Below are 16,253 nucleotides of genomic sequence, written 5' to 3'. Positions count from 1 at the left end.
GTGCCTACTCGCTGCTCAGGTGGAAGTCGGCGAGATCGGCGGCGCCGTTCGCCAGGAGCTCCTCGGCGACCCGGCGGGCGACGTCGCGGGCCTCGTCGAGGCGCTCGTGCGCGGGGCCGGGCTCGAGGTGTGCGCCGTGCGACGCGGTGCGGTACTCGGTGCCGTCGGGCCGGTACACGGTCGCGCTCACGAGCAGGAGCTCCGCGTCGACGACCGCGTGCGCCCCGATCGGAGCGGTGCAGCCGGCCTCGAGGCGGGCGAGGACCTCGCGCTCGGCGGTGACCGTGAGCCGGGACTCCGCGTGCTCGATGCCGCGGAGGCCCCGCTCGAGCGCGCGGTCGCCCTGGTCCCCACGGACCTCGATCGCCAGCGCGCCCTGCCCGGGCGCGGTCGGCCAGAAACCGAGGCCGATGAGCTCGGTGGCGTCGGCGAGACGACCGAGGCGCCCCAGGCCGGCGGCGGACAGCATGACCGCGTCGAGGTCGACCCCGACCCGGGCGAGGCGCGTGTCGACGTTCCCCCGGATGTCGACGATCTCGACGTCCGGGCGACGACGGCGGAGCTGCGCGGCCCGGCGCGGCGATCCCGTGCCGACCCGCGCGCCCTCGGGGAGGGTCTCGAGCGTCAGACCGTCGCGGGCGCAGAGGGCGTCACGGGCGTCCGCACGGCGGGGCACCGCGCCGATCCGCAGGCCGGGGTACGGCGCTGTCGGCAGGTCCTTGAGCGAGTGGACGAGGACGTCGACCTCGCCGGCGACCAGGGCCTCGCGGAGCGCGGACGCGAACACGCCCGTGCCACCGAGGGTCGCCAGGGACTCGCTCGTCCGGTCGCCCTCGCTGTGCACGGTGACGAGCTCGACGGGCCGACCCGCCGCCTTGCCGAGCGCGGCGGCCGCGGCCTGCGACTGCGCGAGCGCGAGCGCGCTGCCGCGGGTCCCCACGCGGATCGGGGTGGGTCCCGCCTCGGCCTCGGGGCTCACGGCGCGAGCCCGGCGACCGCCGGCTTGAACCCGGCCCGCACGTTCTCACAGCACCCCGGGCGGCAGACGTCGTACCAGGGGCCGATGTCGGTGAGGTGCGGGCGGTCGGCGACGGGGGTGCCCTGCACGCGCTCGAGCACGAGGTCGACGAGACCGGCGACGTACGCGGGATCGACCCCCGGCGTGGGCGTCCGGATCGACCAGAAGCCGAGCTCCTGCGCCGTCTCCGTGGCCTCCTCGTCGAGGTCCCACATGACCTCCATGTGGTCGCTGACGAAGCCGAGCGGGACGATGAGCACGGCACGGGTGGGACCGCCCGCGAGCTCCTCGTTCATGTAGTCGTTGATGTCCGGCTCGAGCCACGGCATGCTCGGCGGCCCCGACCGTGACTGGTAGACGAGTTTCCAGGCGGGCTTCGACGAGCCCTGGAGCGCGGCGCCCTCGGGCGACGCGAGGAGCTCGGCCCACGCGGCGTCGAGGACGACCCCGGCCACGGCCTCGTGCTGCGCCTCGTACGCGCCGTGCTCCCCGAAGCCCCGGAAGTCGGGGCCGGAGCGTGCCGCGTCGCTCGACGGGATCGAGTGCGTCGAGAAGAGCACCCGGAGTTCCGTCCCGACGTCGAGGCCCTCGTTCTCGGCGATCGCCCGTGCGATGCCGTCGCGGACGCCGTCGACGAACGGCCGGACGAAGCCGGGGTGGTCGAAGAACTGGCGCACCTTGTCGATCCGCACGGTGTCCATGAGCTCCGTCGCATCGAGCACGCGCGCGAAGTCCTCGCGGTACTGCCGGCAGCTCGAGTAGGAGCTGTAGGCGCTCGTGGCGATCGCGATGAGGTTCGTGGCGCCCTCGGCGGCGGCCTCCTGGACGGCGTCCTCGAGGTAGGGCGCCCAGTTCCGGTTGCCCCAGAGCACCGGCAGGTCGATCCCCCGCCGGGCCAACTCGGCCTCGAGCGCGGCCTTGAGCGCGCGGTTCTGCGCGTTGATCGGGCTCACACCGCCGAAGTGCCGGTAGTGGTGCGCGACCTCCTCGAGCCGCTCGTCCGGGATCCCGCGCCCGCGCGTGACGTTGCGGAGGAACGGGATGACGTCCTCTTGTCCCTCCGGTCCGCCGAACCCGGCGAGGAGGATCGCGTCGTACGCGGTCGGTTCGGTCACGTGCTCCGGGCCGCCCGCGGCGGCCGGCGTGGCCGCCAGGACGGCCTGACCGTTCGTGATGCCGGTCGCGCTGGGGGTGTCGGTGATCTCGGTCACGACAGGACCTCCGGGAGTTCGGTGGTTTCGATGCGGCGGCCCGTGAAGAACGGGACCTCCTCGCGCACGTGGCGCCGGGCCTCCGTGTACCGGAGGTCCCGCATGAGGTCGACGAGGTCGACGAGCTCGGGGGACTCGAGCGGCAGGATCCACTCGTAGTCGCCGAGCGCGAAGCTCGCGACCGTGTTCGTGAGCACGCGGCGGAACTTCGCCCCCTGCCGGCCGTGGTCCGCGAGCATCTGGCGGCGGTCCTCCTCGGGCAGGAGGTACCACTCGTAGGACCGCACGAACGGGTAGACCGTCAGCCAGGCCTCCGGGTCCTTGCCGCGCAGGAACGCCGGCGTGTGCCGCTTGTTGAACTCGGCGTCGCGGTGCATGCCCATCGCGTGCCACACGGGAGCGGCCTCCACCAGGAGTGCCGTGCGGCGGAGGTCGCGGAGCGCGGCCTGGATCGCCTGGGCGTCGTCGCCGTGCAGCCACACCATGAGGTCGGCGTCGGCGCGGAACCCGGAGACGTCGTAGAAGCCGCGCACGGTGACGCCGTGCTCGGCCGCCCGCGCGACCGCGGCGTCGAGCTCCGGCACGGCGTCGGCCGCGAAGGGAGCGACGGCGCCCACCGGACGCCGGAAGACCGCCCACAGCGTGTAGGCGGTCAGGAGGGTCTCGTCGATGCCGGAGTCGGACGGCGAGGCGGAGGATTCGGTGCTGTGCGCGGGCGCGCTGGAACTCATGGGATCCATTGTCCTTCGGTCGGATGGTGGTCGCCTCGGCTCCGTTGCCGCACACCCAGCGCACTGCTCCGCGTGTCGCTCACCGCTGCTGTCGCGGTGGCGCGCACGCTGCCCGGGCGCGGGCCGTGTGGGGCGGGTGACCCCGGCCGGTGCCTACCGGCGGCGGATCACCGAGACGACGATACCCCCGACGACCAGGGCGCCCCCTGCGAACGCTGCCAGGTAGGGCACGGGGTGGTCCTCGAACCCCTGCCGCGTGCGGTGCACCGCCACGCCGAGCTGCTTCGGCACGTCGAACCAGTCCTCGATCGCGTCGAGGGTGTCGAACAGCTGCGCGCGGGTGGCCGCCACGCGGCGGTCGAGCGCGGCGAAGTCGGGTCCGTTGTCGTGGGTGTCGCTCACTGGTCGTCCCGTCTCAGAAGGTGCCGTCGACGTCCGGCCGGCGGCTGCTCTGCTGCACCGGCGGCTTCGGCTTGCGGCCCATGCCGCGGACGGCGTTGACGTCGTTCTTCACGCTCTGGATCGTGCGCGCCGGCAGCGGCGGGAGGCCGGTCTTGATCCGGCGGTACCCCAGCAGTCCGAGGACCGCGGCGATGATGAGCAGCACGACCGCGACGATGATCGCCGCGAGCCAGCCCGGCATCACCGTGGCGAGACCGAGGACCGCCGCCGTCAGGAACACGCCGATCGCGTAGAACAGGATCACGACCGCGACGATGAGGAACGCCGCCGCGAACGCGAAGATCTTCGCCTTCTGGAGCATCTCCGCCTTGAGCAGCGCGAGCTCGCCCCTGACGAGTTCGCGGACCAGCCGCGGGACGTCGCTGACCAGGCCGAACAACGACCGCGAGCGGCGTTCACCGCTTCGGGTATCGGACATCGTGCTTGCTCCTTCCGGCACCGGGGTCACGGTGCCTCGGCCGTTCGGACGGTCAGGACTCCGAGGAGCCGCCCGAGCCCTTGGGCCCGGCCTTGCGCACGACCTTCTTCGTGGTCTCACCGATGAAGTCCGCGACGTCGGGCGTCCGGTCGGCGATGAAGTCCTCGATGGTGTGCACCTGCTTCTGCACGCCGTCGCTGTTCCAGACGCGCGTGGTCGCCGAGCGGATCTGCTCGTACCGCGCACGTCCGGCGCGGGCGCCGAGCACGTAGCCGACTCCGACGCCGGTCAGGAAGATCAGTCTGCCTCGCATGTTGGGACCTCTCGGTTGTGGCATGCGCCGAGCGGTATGCATCGGCGAACGGACGGGACTCCGCCCACAGTAGCCCCCGGCCGCTCTGCCGGTTCGGTCAGGCGTCGAGGATGCCGGCGGCCACCGACCTGCTCGTCGCGACGACACCGGCCAGACCCCGGCCGACGCTCGCCTCGCCGACGCCGAGCACACCCTCGGCGAGGCCGGCCGGCTCGGTGTCCGGAGCACGCCAGCGGACCCGGGCGGCGCCGATCACGACGCCCGCGTCGATCGGCACCCCGAGCAGCGCGGCGGCGTCCGCGGTGGCGGTCTCGGCGACGGCGCTGTCCGGGTCCACCGCCAGGCTCGTGCCGACACCGATGGCGTCCGCCCCGTCGCGCGCGGACAGCGCGTAGCTGAGCCGGAGGACGTGCCGTCCGCCCGCGCGCTCGGCGAGCCAGGGCCACTTGACGGTCGCGTGCGTGATCGCCTTCGCCCGCACGCGCTCGGCGTCCGGGTGCACGAGCATCCCGGTGCCGCGGGGCGCCGCGTCGAGGTCCGGCTGGTCCACCACGAGGGTGACGAGTTCGATCGCCGCGTCCCGCTGGCCGACGAGCCGGGACGGGTCCGCGACGTCCGCGACGACGTGGTCCGCCACCAGCCGCTCGGCCGGACCCGGGCGTCCCGTGCCGCTGCCGTCGTCGACGGGGACGACGTCCACCGCCGTGCGGTCGATCCGGACGGCGCGGGTGCCGAGACGGACGTCGACCCCGTACGTGTCGAGGTCCGCCACGAGCTCGTCGACGAGCCGGGCGATGCCACCACGGATCCCCGCGACCGCCGACCCCGCCGGCGCCTTGGCCCGCTGCGCCAGGACCGCCCGGCCGAGCGACCCCTCGCGCAGGAGGGCGGCGCGGAGGCCCGGCGCGACGCGGTCGAGGTCGAGCTCGTCCGGGTGCGTCGAGTGCACCCCCGCCGCGACCGGCACGACGAGGTCGTCGAGGACGCGGTCCCCCATGCGTCGACGCACGAGCTCGCCGAGCGTCCGGGCCTTCGCGCCCACCGGTCCGGGCAGCAGCGAGTCCATCTGCGCGCGCAGGGCCCCCGACGTGCCCACGACCGCGATGACGTCCGCCGCCGTCGGGCTCCCCGGGATCCCGAGGAGGCCCGCCTGCGGGAGCGGTGCCACCCGTCCGTCACGCGTCATGAGCCAGGCACCGCGGGGGTCCGGGGTCACGATCTCGTTGCCGAGGCCGAGCTCGATCGCCAGCGTGCCGACGGTGTCCCCGCGGGTCGCGAACGACTCCGCGCCGAGGTCGAGCTCGATGCCCGCCACCGTGTGCCGGTCGACGATCCCACCGAGCCGGTCGGACGCCTCGACGAGCACCACGTCGGCGCCGCCCTTGGCGAGGTCACGCGCGGCGACGAGGCCGCCCACGCCGCCGCCGACCACCACGACGGCGGTCATGCGCCGAGCCCCTCGTGGGCGCTGCGGCCGTCGCCGGTCGTGCGGCCGTCGCCGAGGTCGTGCACGAGGCCGACGACGCGCGTCAGCACCGTGGGGTCCGTCTCGGGTGGCACGCCGTGCCCGAGGTTCACGACGTGCGCACGCGCGGCACCACCGCGCGCCACGACGTCCCGCACGTGGGCCTCGAGCACCGGCCACGGCGCGGCGAGCATCGCGGGGTCGATGTTGCCCTGCAGGGTCACGTCGGCGCCGGCCACGCGGCGCGCGGCGTCGTCGAGGGGGATCCGCCAGTCGACGCCGACCGCATCGGCCCCGACGGCCGCCATGTCGGCGAGCACCTCGCCACTGCCGACACCGAAGTGGATCGTCGGCACACCGAGGTCGGCCACGTGCGCCAGGGCCCGCGCGGAGTGCGGCGCGACCCGCGCCGTGTAGTCGGCGCGGGACAGCGACCCGACCCAGGAGTCGAACAGCTGCGCCGCGGACGCGCCGGCGAGCACCTGCGCGCGGAGGAACACCCCCGAGACGTCCGCTGCCCATCCGAGCAGGCGGTCCCAGGTCTCGGGGTCGGCGTGCATGAGGGTCCGCGCGCGGATGTGGTCCTTGCTCGGGCCGCCCTCGACGAGGTAGGCGGCGAGCGTGAAGGGGGCCCCGGCGAACCCGATGAGCGGCGTCGTGCCGAGCTCCGCGACGGTCCGGGCCACGGCCTCCGCGATCGGGGTGAGGGCACTCGGGTCGAGGGACTCGAGCGCCGCGACGTCCGCCGCGGTGCGGATCGGCCGGCCGAGCACCGGACCCCGACCGGGGACGATGTCGACGTCGACGCCCGCGAGCTTGATCGGGACGACGATGTCGCTGAAGAAGATGCCCGCGTCGACGCCGTGGCGCCGGACCGGCTGCAGGGTGATCTCGGACGCCATCGCCGGGTCGAGGCAGGCGTCGAGCATCGCGGTGCCGACACGGAGCTCCCGGTACTCGGGCAGCGACCGCCCGGCCTGCCGCATGAACCACACCGGCAGGCGCTCGGGGCGGTCCCCGCGGAGCGCCCGGACGAGCGGGGCATCCGCGGTCCGGCCGTCGGCGAGCGGGTGCGTCGGGGGCAACGCGACGGTCGTGGAGTCGATCACGCGCCCAGTCTCCCACCCGCTCGCCGTGCACACCTTGCCGTGTCCTCAGCCCGGGGGACCCCCGCTGACCCCGGCCGTCGGCGTGCCGCGGTACCATCGAGTACGTGCTCATCTGTCTCACGGCGTCGCATCGCAACGCCAGCTTCGACCTCCTGGAGCGACTGAGCATCGGGGCACCGGCTGCCGCGGACGGTCTCGTGAGCGGATCGGACGTCCTCGACGGTGCCGTGGTCCTGGCGACCTGCAACCGGTTCGAGGCCTACCTCGACGTCGCGGGCGACCGCGACTCCGCCGTCGCGGCCACGATCGACGCGGTGAGCGCCGCCAGCGACCTCGCCGCCGACGACGTCCGCGCCTCCGTCCGCGTGCTCGACGGCGTCGACGTCGTCCACCACCTCTTCGCCGTCTCGAGCGGTCTCGAGTCCGTCGTCGTCGGCGAGACCGAGATCTCGGGTCAGGTGCGTCGCGCGCTCGAGGGCGCCCGTGCCGCCGGTACCACGACGTCGGACCTCGAACGGCTCTTCCAAGAGGCCGCCCACACCTCGCGCGGCGTCAAGACGCGCACGCGCATCGGTGCCGCCGGTCGCTCCATCGTCCGTCTCGCGCTCGAGCTCGCGTCGTCCCGCGTCACGGACTGGGCCGACACCCACGTGCTCCTCGTCGGGACGGGCCGGTACGCCGCCACGACGGTCGCCGCCCTCCGCGACCGTGGCGTCGCCGACATCGCCGTGTACTCGCCGTCCGGGCGCGCTCCGGTGTTCGCCGCCAAGCACGACCTGGTGCCCGTCGCGGACCTGGCGGGCACGGCCGCGGCGAGCGACGTCGTCATCACCTGCACCTCGAGCGAGGTGCCCGTCGTCCACGCCTCGGACCTCGACCACCCCGGGCGTCGGCTCGTGATCGACCTCGGGCTGCCGCGGAACGTCGACCCGGCGGCCGCATCGGTCGACGGCGTCGAGCTGCTCGACCTCGAGACCATCAGCCTGCACGCCCCGCTGTCCGAGCTGAACGCCGAGTCGGAGGCCCGCGCGATCGTCGACGACGCCGTCACGCGCTTCCACACCGCGGCCCTCGAGCAGTCCGCCACCCCCGCGCTCGTCGCGCTCCGCAAGCACGTGTTCGACGTCCTCGACGCCGAGATCGCCCGCGCCCGGGACCGCGGCGATTCGTCCGACCGCACCGAGCAGGCCCTCCGACACCTGGCCGGCGTGCTCCTGCACCGCCCGTCCGTCCGCGCACGCGACCTCGGTCGGCAGGGCCGTGCCGAGGACTTCACCGCCGCGGTCGACGCGCTCTTCGGCATCGAGCCCGAGGCACCGGCGGCGCCCGTCGTGCCGTTGAGCGAGCGCGCCCGCGACCTCGGCGACCACGCGGCGGACGCGTCCTGACGACCGACCCGGGCACGGCCTCCCGGACGCTGCGCGTGAGCGCGGTGCTCGTCGTCCGCGACCGCCGTGTGCTCATGGTGCGGTCGCGCGGTCGCGACGTCCTGTACCTGCCCGGCGGCAAGGTGGAACCGGGCGAGACGCCCGTCGACGCCGCCGTCCGGGAGGCCCGTGAGGAGACCACGCTCGGCCTCACGCCCGCCGACTGCCAGCCGTTCGGCACGGTCACCGAGGACGCACACGGCCAGGCGCCGGGCACACGCGTCGCCATGGAGCTGTTCCTCGTCGCGCCGTCCGCCCTCGTCGGCCAGGAGCCCGTGCCGTCGGCCGAGGTGGACGCCGTCGACTGGGTGACCTCCGCCGACGCACACCGGTGTCCGCCCGCCGGGGTCGAGACCCTCCGCCGCATGGTCGAGGCCGACCTGGTCGACTGAGGGCGGCGCGAGTCACGCCCCGCGGTCCTCCGGGACGTCCGCGTCGTCGTAGGCGCCGATGGGCTCCTCGGTCCGGATCCGGGCTTCGCCGGGGATCTCGGAGTCGTCGTACTCGCCCGCGGGGTCGGTGTCGCCCACCCGCAGCTCGCCGGGAACGTCGCTGCTCACGTACTCCCCCACCGGCTCGGCGTCGGCCTGTGGCTGCTCGCCCGGGATGTCGGAGTCGACGTACTCGCCCGCGACGACCGCGGGGCCGTCCTCGCGTCCGCCGTCGTCGTTCCGGGTCTGCTCGTGCTTGCCAGCCATCGGGAACCGCCCTCCTGGCCGTCCGTGTCGCACGGGCGGCCGTGGTCACCGTCCGGCGTCGTCGTCGGCACCGCGTCCGGTCGGTGCCAGTCTCCCCCTCCCGCCTGGTCCCGGCCTCCGCGGCGCACCAGCGGCCCCACCCTCTCCGCCCTGTCTCGACGGTGCCGCTGTCGACCGACGCCCGCACCGTCGAGAACAGGCGGAAGGGGCGGGGCGAGCTCGTCAGGCGTGGACGTGGTCGAGGATGTCCGCGCCCATCGTGCGGAGCGCCTCCACGACCGCGAGCCGCCGCTGCAGGGAGTCGTCCTCGAACCCGACGGTCACGGCGTAGCTGACGGACGACGACGGCCCGCGCAGCACCCCGGTCTCGCTGCGGATGCCCGGCCCGGTCCCGGTCACCGCGACGAGCTGGAGGCCGTGGTCGAGCCCACGGTGCGCCAACGGATCGAGCCCGAAGGCCCCGGCGACGAGGGTGGTGTCCATCCCGAGCGACACCCAGCCGAGCACGCGGTTGCTCGTCGCCTCGTCGACGACCTCGCCGAGCGCCAGACCCCGCATGAGCCAGCTGAGCTCCGCCGCGGCGGCGACGGCCTGGTCGGGTGCGTCGTCCGGGCCGCGCCGGTCGCGCACGCGGTCGAGCACGGCGCTGCGGTCGACGCCGAGGGACTCGGCGCGGAGCCGGACGGCCTCGATGCCGACGGTGGAGAGCAGCGCGTTCGTCGCCCAGGCGTCGGCGGCCGCTCCGACGAGGGTCGCGAGGTCGGGGACCTGCAGCGTGGGCTCCTGGAGGAACTGCCACAGCCCAGGTCCGCCGGCGGTGTCCCGGGCCATGCGCTGGAGCCGGTCGCCGTGGAGCCGGCCCTCCTCGAGCTGGGCCGCGACCTCGATGAGCAGGAGGAGCCTCCCCACCCCGGCGACCGGGAGCACCACCCGCTCGTCGACCGCGAGCAGGGCCCGCCCCGTCGTCGTGTCGATCACCGACGCACTGACGCGGGCTCCGTCGTACGCGAGTGACCCGAGCGCGTCGACCGTCGCGGCGAAGGCGGCCTCGACGTCACCGCGGTGCCGCCCGGCGGCACGTGACCGTGCCTGGTGCCGCCGTGGCGACACGTCGCGTTCGACCACTGGGCCCACACGCTCCTCGGGACGGGGTTGACCGGTCGCGGCTCGTCACCAGATGGCGACGCGCTGCTCCGGAGCGAGGTACAGGGCGTCGCCCTCGGTGACCCCGAAGGCCGCCGCGAACTCGTCGATGTTCCGCACGATCTGGTTGCAGCGGAACTCGTTCGGGGAGTGCGGGTCGATGCTGAGCAGGCGCGCGGCCTCTTCCGGGCGGATCGCCATCCGCCACGACTGGGCCCAGCTGAGGAAGAACCGCTGAGCACCCGTCATGCCGTCGATCACCGGGGGCTCCTGGCCGTCGAGCGAGATGAGGTAGGCCTTCCACGCGATCGCGAGTCCGCCGAGGTCACCGATGTTCTCGCCGATCGTCAGCGCACCGTTGACGCGGCCGTCCGGGACCTCGGTCGGCACGAGCGCGTCGTACTGCGCGATGAGGGCCTTCGTGCGCTCCTCGAACGCGGCGCGGTCGGCCTCCGTCCACCAGTTGCGGAGGCGTCCGTCGCCGTCGTACTGCGAGCCCTGGTCGTCGAACCCGTGCCCGATCTCGTGTCCGATGACGGCTCCGATGGCCCCGTAGTTCGCCGCGGCGTCGCGCTGCTGGTCGAAGAACGGGAACTGCAGGATCGCCGCGGGGAACACGATCTCGTTGAACCCGGGGTTGTAGTAGGCGTTGATCGTCTGCGGCGTCATGAACCACTCGTCGCGGTCGATCGGCCTGCCGATCTTGCCGAGCTCGCGGTCGACGTTGAACGACGCGACGGCGCGGACGTTCCCGAGCAGGTCGTCCGGCGTCACCTGGAGCGCCGAGTAGTCGCGCCACCGGACGGGGTAGCCGATCTTCGGCGTGAACTTGGCGAGCTTGTCGAGCGCACGCTGCCGGGTCTCGTCGGTCATCCAGTCGAGGCCCGTGATGCTCTGCCGGTACGCCTCGACGAGGTTCGCGACGAGGGCGTCCATGGCGGCCTTCGCGGTCTCGTCGAAGTGCTCCTGCACGTAGATCTTGCCGACGGCCTCACCCATCGCGCCCTCGACGAGCGAGACGCCGCGCTTCCAGCGGTCGCGCTGCTTCGGCGCACCGGTGAGTGCGGTGCCGTAGAACGAGAAGCTCGTGGCCGAGAACGCCGTGGTCAGGTAGGGCGCCGAGGACCGGATGACCTGCCAGCGCAGCCAGTCCTTCCACGCGCCGATGGGCCGCGTGCGGAGCTCGTGCGCCAGCCCGGTCAGGAAGCCCGGCTCGCGGACGACCACCGTGTCGAACACGTCGACCGGCGCGCCGACGGCCTCGGCCCACTCGGACAGCCGGACGCCCTCGGCGAGCGCCTCGGCCTCGGCCCAGCTCATGCGGTTGTAGGTCTTCTGGCTGTCCCGCGTGGTGACGTTGTCCCAGTGGGACGCAGCGAGCGCGGTCTCGAGGTCGATGACGTTCTGGGTGCGGATCGCGCCCTCGTCGAAGCCGGCGAGCGGGAACATGGCCCCGACGAACTCGCGGTAGCGACCGCGGATGTCCTCGAACCGGTCCTCGCGGTAGTAGGACTCGTCCGGCAGCCCGAGCCCGCCCTGCTCCAGGAACACGACGTAGGCCTCGGGGTCACCCGGGTCGTTGTCGACGAACAGCTGCACGAAGCTCGAGACCCCGAGGCGCTCGAACCGGCCGACGAGTCGCAGCACGTCCGAGACGTCCTGCACGAGGTCGATCTCGCCGAGCAGGGGGTCGATGGGGCCGCTGCCGAGGACCTCGAGCGCCTGCTCGTCCATGAAGCTCGTGTAGAGGTCGCCGACCTTGCGGGCCTCGGTCCCCGGGAGGGCCTGCTGCGACCGCTCGATGATGGAGCGGACGGCTTCCTCCGCCGCCTCGGCGAGCACGGTAAACGAGCCGTACCGCGCCTTGTCGTCCGGGATCGGGGTGTCGGCGATCCACCGTCCGTTGACGTACCGGTAGAGGTCGTCCTGCGGCCGGACCGTCGCGTCGATGTCGTCGGTCTGGATCCCGGAGGGGCGCTCGCGCTCGGCAGTCATGCCGACCACCATAGCCACGATCCCATGGCGTTCCCCCGGGCTGCGGCCCGGCCCCGGTAGGGTTCGGCCATGCCTCTTCCCTGGACGCTCCACGGGGACGGCCGGACGGTCTCCGCCACCACCATCGTCGCCCCCGAGGAACGCCTCAGCTGGGGTCGGACGGTCGGCCTCGGCGTCCAGCACGTCGTGGCGATGTTCGGTGCGACGTTCCTCGTCCCGCTCATCACCGGGTTCCCGCCGTCGACCACCCTGCTGTTCAGCGGCATCGGCACGCTGCTGTTCCTCGTGGTGACGCGCAACCGGCTGCCGAGCTACCTCGGGTCGTCCTTCGCGTTCCTCGCCCCGATCGCCGCGGCGACCAAGGTCGGGGGCATCCCGGTGGCCCTGTCCGGCATCGTGCTCGTCGGTGCGCTGCTCGCCGTGGTCGGGGTCGTGGTGCACCTCGCGGGCTCGCGGTGGATCGACGTCCTCATGCCACCCGTCGTCAGCGGGGCGATCGTGGCGCTCATCGGGTTCAACCTCGCCCCGACGGCGAAGGCGGACTTCACGAAGTCCCCCGTCATCGGGCTCGTCACCCTGGCGGCGATCGTGCTGTGCACGGTCCTGTTCCGGGGCATGATCGGCCGACTCTCGATCGTCGTCGGGGTGGTCGTCGGGTACGTCGTCGCGGTCCTGGCGGGCCAGATCGACTACTCGGCGGTCGCGCGGGCCGCGTGGGTGGGCCTCCCGACGTTCACCGCGCCGCGCTTCGACGGCGGGCACCTCGCCGTGTACCTCGGGTTCCTCCCGGTCGTGCTCGCCCTGATCGCCGAGAACGTGGGGCACGTCAAGGGCGTGGGGCAGCTCACCGAACGGGACCTCACCCCGCTCACGGGGCGTGCGCTCCTCGCCGACGGCGTCGCGACCGTCATCGCGGGACTCGGCGGCGGCTCGGCCACGACCACGTACGGCGAGAACATCGGCGTCATGGCCGCGACGCGCGTGTTCTCGACGGCGGCGTACTGGGTCGCGGGGATCGTGGCGGTCCTGCTCGGGCTGTCGCCGAAGATCGGCGCCGTCATCGCGACCGTCCCGACCGGGGTGCTCGGTGGCGCGACGACCGCGCTCTACGGCTTGATCGGCATCATCGGCATCCGCATCTGGGTCGAGAACCGCGTCGACTTCGCCCGGCCGAAGAACCAGCTCACGGCGGGCATCGCGCTCGTCATGGGCATCGCGGACTTCACGTTCGGGGTGGGCGGCGCGACCTTCGGCGGCATCGTCATCGGCACCGTCGCCGCGATCGTCGTCTACCACCTCATGGACCTGATCGGTCGGGCACGCGGGACGGACGCGGTGGGCGCCGCCGACGTCGCCGACACGATCGGGAGGCCCGACACCGGTCCGCGGGACGCACTCGGTGTCCCCACCGGCACCGGCACCGGCACCGGCACCGGCACCGGCACCGAGAGCGGACCCGCGACCGCGCCGACCGCGCGGAACACGCCGACCGACCGGCGGTGACGCCGGACCCCGGCCCCGAGGACACCGCCCGCTCGGCCACCGCCCGCTCGGCCACCCCGGGACGTCCGCCACGGGGCGGGCGGGGCCGCGCCTCCCGGGTGGACCGCGACATCGTCCGGCTGGCACTGCCGGCCCTCGGCGCGCTCGTCGTCGAGCCGCTGTTCCTCATGACCGACACGGCGCTCGTCGGGCACCTCGGCGCGACACCCCTGGCGGCGGTCGGGCTGGCGTCGAGCGTGCTGCAGACAGCCACCGGGCTGCTCGTGTTCCTGGCGTACTCGACGACACCGGCGGTGGCCCGGGCGCTCGGAGCGGGGGACCGCCGGGGCGCCGTGCACGCCGGCCTCGACGGCATGTGGCTCGCGCTCGGACTCGGGGTCGTCCTGGCGCTCGTCGGGTGGCCACTCGCCCGACCGCTCGTGGGGCTGTTCGGCGCGTCGACCGGCGTCTCGGCCACGGCGACGGCCTACCTGCTCGTGTCGCTCGTCGGTCTGCCGGGGATCCTGGTGGTGACGGCGTCCACCGGGCTGCTGCGGGGCCTCCAGGACACGCGCACGCCGTTGGTCGTGGCCACGGTGGGGTTCGTCGTGAACGGCGGGCTGAACGCGGTGCTCATCTACGGGGCGGGGATGGGGGTGACCGGCTCCGCGCTCGGGACCGTGGTCGTCCAGTGGGCGATGGCGGCCGTGTACGTCGTGATCGCGGTCCGGGGGGCCCGTTCCACCGGCGCGTCGCTGCGCCCCGGGGTCTCCGGCGTGGTGCGGGCGCTCCGCTCCGGCGCGTGGCTGTTCCTCCGGACGGCGTCGCTCCGGGTGGCGATGCTCGCGACGGTCTCGGTCGCCGCGGACTTGGGGGTCGCCGGACTCGCGACGACGCAGGTGGCCCTCACGGTGTTCTCGACCCTGGCGTTCGCGCTCGACGCCCTGGCGATCGCCGGCCAGGCCCTGGTCGGGCACGCGCTCGGAGCACGCCAGGCGGACCGGGTCCGGCTCGTGACGACCCGCCTCGTGGTGCTCGGCGTCGCGGGCGGGGTGCTCCTCGGGCTGCTCACGGCCGCGCTGAGCGGGGTGCTCGGGCCGGTGTTCTCGGACGCGGCGACCGTCCGGTCCCTGCTGCCCGCGCTGCTCGTGGTGACCGCGATCGGGCTGCCGGTGGCGGGGTACGTGTTCGTGCTCGACGGCGTGCTCATCGGTGCCGGCGACGCGCGGTACCTGGCGCTGGCGGGGCTCGTGAACCTCGTCGTGTACCTGCCGCTGCTGTGGGTGGTGTCGCAGGGGGCCGGGTCCCACGGGGCCGACGCGGCGCCTCCCGGCGGCATCCACGCCGGTCCCGTACCGCTCTGGGCGGCGTTCTCGTTCGGGTACATCGGCATCCGGGCGATCACGCTCGGCGTGCGGGCGCACCGGCCGGGGTGGATCCGGCGTGCGATGGCGTCCTGACCGCGAGAGCGGCCCCCGGCACGGCCTGTCGGCGCGGCGCGGCGCGGCGCGGCTCACGCAGCGGCGCGGCTCAGCGCAGCGGCGGCGGCCCGACCGTGTCCCGGCTCAGTGCACCGGCGGCGGCCCGACGGTGTCCCCGACGCGCAGCTCGCTCCGGAAGGCCGCGGGCTCGGGCTCCTCGCCCTCGAGCATCGCCAGCGCGGCCCGCGCGGCGGCCTGACCCTTCTGCACGGCGGGCTGCACGAGTGTCGTCAGGGTCTGGACGGGCGAGCGGTGCAGCAGGCTGTCGTCGATCCGGATGCCGTCGAACCCGACGACGCTGACGTCCTGCGGCACGCGGAGTCCCGCGTCGAGCGCCGCGACGATGACCCCGACGGCGAGCAGGTCGCTCTGCGCGACGACGGCGGTCGGCCGGGACGGTCCCGCGAACAGGGTCGCCCCGGCGAGGCGGCCCTCCTCGACCGCGCTGCCGCCCGCGACGACGGCGGCGGCGTCGGGGAACACCTCGTGCACGCCGCGGAGGCGCTCGAGGGCGATGAACGACGTCGCCCGGCCGGCGAGCTCGGGCGTGAGCGGCCCGCGTGTGCGGTCCGGGTCGATCGGCAGCGCGACGACGGCGACGTCCGTGTGGCCGAGGTCGCGGAGGTACTCCGCACCCCGCCGTGACGCGTCCCGGTTGTCGAGCATGATCGGCACGGCGCCGGCGATGTGCTCGGCCTCGACCGCGACGACGGGGATCTCGCGCCGCCGGAGGACCGCGACCGCGGCGTCGATCCGGACGTTGCAGCCGATGAGCACGACCGCGTCCATGGGGGCGTCGACGAGCGGCCCGAACCCCTCCGCGCCGTCGAGCGGGCTCCGCACGAGCAGCAACGAGGCGCCCGCGGCACCGGCGACCTCGGCGATCCCGTCGAGGGTCTGTACGTTGACCGGGTCACGGAAGGCGTCGCTGAGGCGGTCGTCGAGCACGACGCCGACCACCCCGGACCGGCCGCGGCGGAGCGATCGTGCGCGGGGGTCCGGGCCGTCGTACCCGAGCTCGGCCGCGACGGCGAGCACGCGCTCCTTCGTCTCCGCGGCGACCGGACCGGCACCGCTGAACGCGAGCGAGGCGGTCGACGGTGCCACCCCCGCCGCGCGCGCGACGGCGGCGAGCGTCGGGCGTCGGGCGTCACCACGCGGCCTGGAGGCGGTGCCCACGTCCGACGCGCCGGTCTCCCTTGCCGCGTTGTCCATGGCTCGGTAGCGTAACGACCGATCCTGGGTCGAATCGATTCGAGTGACGAATGACCGCCCGCACCGGATCGACGACGAGGAGGCC

The 16,253-nt window shown here is 74.1% G+C and carries 16 protein-coding genes; 4 read left to right on the top strand and 12 right to left on the bottom strand.

All coding sequences use genetic code 11. From position 1 onward, the window contains the following. Nucleotides 1-4: 4 nt before the first annotated feature. The 8 genes from hemC to hemE form a co-directional block, all read right to left on the bottom strand. Nucleotides 5-979, bottom strand: a complete 975-nt coding sequence (gene hemC / locus DEI92_RS00520; RefSeq protein WP_111011969.1) for a hydroxymethylbilane synthase — start codon at nucleotides 977-979, stop codon at nucleotides 5-7. Continuing rightward, the gene (locus DEI92_RS00515) at nucleotides 976-2,229 is read right to left on the bottom strand and encodes a ferrochelatase (RefSeq protein ID WP_375342524.1); all 1,254 of its coding nucleotides are present in this window, start codon (nucleotides 2,227-2,229) and stop codon (nucleotides 976-978) included. The genes hemC and DEI92_RS00515 overlap by 4 nt, the downstream gene beginning before the upstream one ends. Then, the gene (gene hemQ, locus DEI92_RS00510) at nucleotides 2,226-2,960 is read right to left on the bottom strand and encodes a hydrogen peroxide-dependent heme synthase (protein WP_111011968.1); all 735 of its coding nucleotides are present in this window, start codon (nucleotides 2,958-2,960) and stop codon (nucleotides 2,226-2,228) included. The genes DEI92_RS00515 and hemQ overlap by 4 nt, the downstream gene beginning before the upstream one ends. Before the next feature lie 153 nt (nucleotides 2,961-3,113). Continuing rightward, nucleotides 3,114-3,362 carry a hypothetical protein gene (locus DEI92_RS00505; protein WP_111011967.1) on the bottom strand — a complete coding sequence of 83 codons (249 nt, stop codon included), beginning with the start codon at nucleotides 3,360-3,362 and terminating at the stop codon, nucleotides 3,114-3,116. Nucleotides 3,363-3,375: 13 nt separating this feature from the next. After that, on the bottom strand, nucleotides 3,376-3,840 hold the full coding sequence (locus DEI92_RS00500) for a phage holin family protein (protein WP_111011966.1): 465 nt from the start codon (nucleotides 3,838-3,840) through the stop codon (nucleotides 3,376-3,378). Nucleotides 3,841-3,892: 52 nt separating this feature from the next. Continuing rightward, nucleotides 3,893-4,153: a hypothetical protein gene (locus DEI92_RS00495; RefSeq protein ID WP_111010349.1), complete on the bottom strand. Its 261-nt coding sequence runs from the start codon at nucleotides 4,151-4,153 to the stop codon at nucleotides 3,893-3,895. Between the two features lie 97 nt (nucleotides 4,154-4,250). Then, a complete protein-coding gene (locus DEI92_RS00490) occupies nucleotides 4,251-5,600 on the bottom strand; it encodes an NAD(P)/FAD-dependent oxidoreductase (RefSeq protein ID WP_111010350.1) in 1,350 nt (449 codons plus the stop codon). Next, nucleotides 5,597-6,727: a uroporphyrinogen decarboxylase gene (gene hemE, locus DEI92_RS00485; protein ID WP_258369799.1), complete on the bottom strand. Its 1,131-nt coding sequence runs from the start codon at nucleotides 6,725-6,727 to the stop codon at nucleotides 5,597-5,599. Before hemE ends, DEI92_RS00490 begins: the two co-directional genes overlap by 4 nt. Nucleotides 6,728-6,831: 104 nt before the next feature. Between hemE and DEI92_RS00480 the strand changes: the two genes are divergently transcribed. Together DEI92_RS00480 and DEI92_RS00475 are read left to right on the top strand one after the other, a co-directional pair. After that, complete coding sequence (locus DEI92_RS00480; RefSeq protein ID WP_111011965.1) at nucleotides 6,832-8,115, top strand: glutamyl-tRNA reductase; 1,284 nt, start codon at nucleotides 6,832-6,834, stop codon at nucleotides 8,113-8,115. Between the two features lie 35 nt (nucleotides 8,116-8,150). After that, nucleotides 8,151-8,546: an NUDIX domain-containing protein gene (locus tag DEI92_RS00475; protein WP_111011964.1), complete on the top strand. Its 396-nt coding sequence runs from the start codon at nucleotides 8,151-8,153 to the stop codon at nucleotides 8,544-8,546. Between the two features lie 12 nt (nucleotides 8,547-8,558). Here DEI92_RS00475 and DEI92_RS00470 read toward each other — a convergent pair whose 3' ends face one another. From DEI92_RS00470 to DEI92_RS00460, 3 genes are all read right to left on the bottom strand, one after another. Further along, nucleotides 8,559-8,852 (bottom strand): hypothetical protein, encoded by a 294-nt coding sequence (locus tag DEI92_RS00470; protein WP_111011963.1) that lies wholly within the window; start codon nucleotides 8,850-8,852, stop codon nucleotides 8,559-8,561. Nucleotides 8,853-9,074: 222 nt separating this feature from the next. Next, on the bottom strand, nucleotides 9,075-9,977 hold the full coding sequence (locus tag DEI92_RS00465; RefSeq protein ID WP_111010354.1) for a serine hydrolase: 903 nt from the start codon (nucleotides 9,975-9,977) through the stop codon (nucleotides 9,075-9,077). A 45-nt stretch (nucleotides 9,978-10,022) separates the two neighbouring features. Continuing rightward, nucleotides 10,023-11,990, bottom strand: coding sequence for a M13 family metallopeptidase (locus tag DEI92_RS00460; RefSeq protein ID WP_111012364.1), 1,968 nt, complete (start codon nucleotides 11,988-11,990; stop codon nucleotides 10,023-10,025). Nucleotides 11,991-12,059: 69 nt separating this feature from the next. On the opposite strand from DEI92_RS00460, the gene DEI92_RS00455 reads away from it, so the two are divergent. Next, entirely contained in the window at nucleotides 12,060-13,493 is a 1,434-nt protein-coding gene (locus DEI92_RS00455; RefSeq protein ID WP_111011962.1) for a uracil-xanthine permease family protein, read from the top strand. A gap of 98 nt (nucleotides 13,494-13,591) precedes the next feature. Beyond that, entirely contained in the window at nucleotides 13,592-14,932 is a 1,341-nt protein-coding gene (locus tag DEI92_RS00450; RefSeq protein WP_111011961.1) for an MATE family efflux transporter, read from the top strand. 105 nt (nucleotides 14,933-15,037) lie between these two features. On the opposite strand, the gene DEI92_RS00445 is transcribed toward DEI92_RS00450, so the two are convergent. Next, nucleotides 15,038-16,168, bottom strand: coding sequence for a LacI family DNA-binding transcriptional regulator (locus DEI92_RS00445; protein WP_111011960.1), 1,131 nt, complete (start codon nucleotides 16,166-16,168; stop codon nucleotides 15,038-15,040). Nucleotides 16,169-16,253: the final 85 nt, after the last annotated feature.

Source organism: Curtobacterium sp. MCBD17_034 (assembly GCF_003234515.1).
Classification (GTDB): domain Bacteria; phylum Actinomycetota; class Actinomycetes; order Actinomycetales; family Microbacteriaceae; genus Curtobacterium.
Note: the sequence above shows the minus strand (reverse complement) of the source record. Positions and strands in the feature narration are given on the sequence as shown.

Bases quoted from the DNA above. Each gene is read 5' to 3' on its own strand.
- DEI92_RS00460 (WP_111012364.1), bottom strand. From the start codon at position 11,990: ATGACTGCCGAGCGCGAGCGCCCCTCCGGGATCCAGACCGACGACATC.
- DEI92_RS00455 (WP_111011962.1), top strand. From the start codon at position 12,060: ATGCCTCTTCCCTGGACGCTCCACGGGGACGGCCGGACGGTCTCCGCC.
- DEI92_RS00495 (WP_111010349.1), bottom strand. From the start codon at position 4,153: ATGCGAGGCAGACTGATCTTCCTGACCGGCGTCGGAGTCGGCTACGTG.
- DEI92_RS00500 (WP_111011966.1), bottom strand. From the start codon at position 3,840: ATGTCCGATACCCGAAGCGGTGAACGCCGCTCGCGGTCGTTGTTCGGC.
- DEI92_RS00490 (WP_111010350.1), bottom strand. From the start codon at position 5,600: ATGACCGCCGTCGTGGTGGTCGGCGGCGGCGTGGGCGGCCTCGTCGCC.
- DEI92_RS00470 (WP_111011963.1), bottom strand. From the start codon at position 8,852: ATGGCTGGCAAGCACGAGCAGACCCGGAACGACGACGGCGGACGCGAG.
- DEI92_RS00445 (WP_111011960.1), bottom strand. From the start codon at position 16,168: ATGGACAACGCGGCAAGGGAGACCGGCGCGTCGGACGTGGGCACCGCC.
- hemQ (WP_111011968.1), bottom strand. From the start codon at position 2,960: ATGAGTTCCAGCGCGCCCGCGCACAGCACCGAATCCTCCGCCTCGCCG.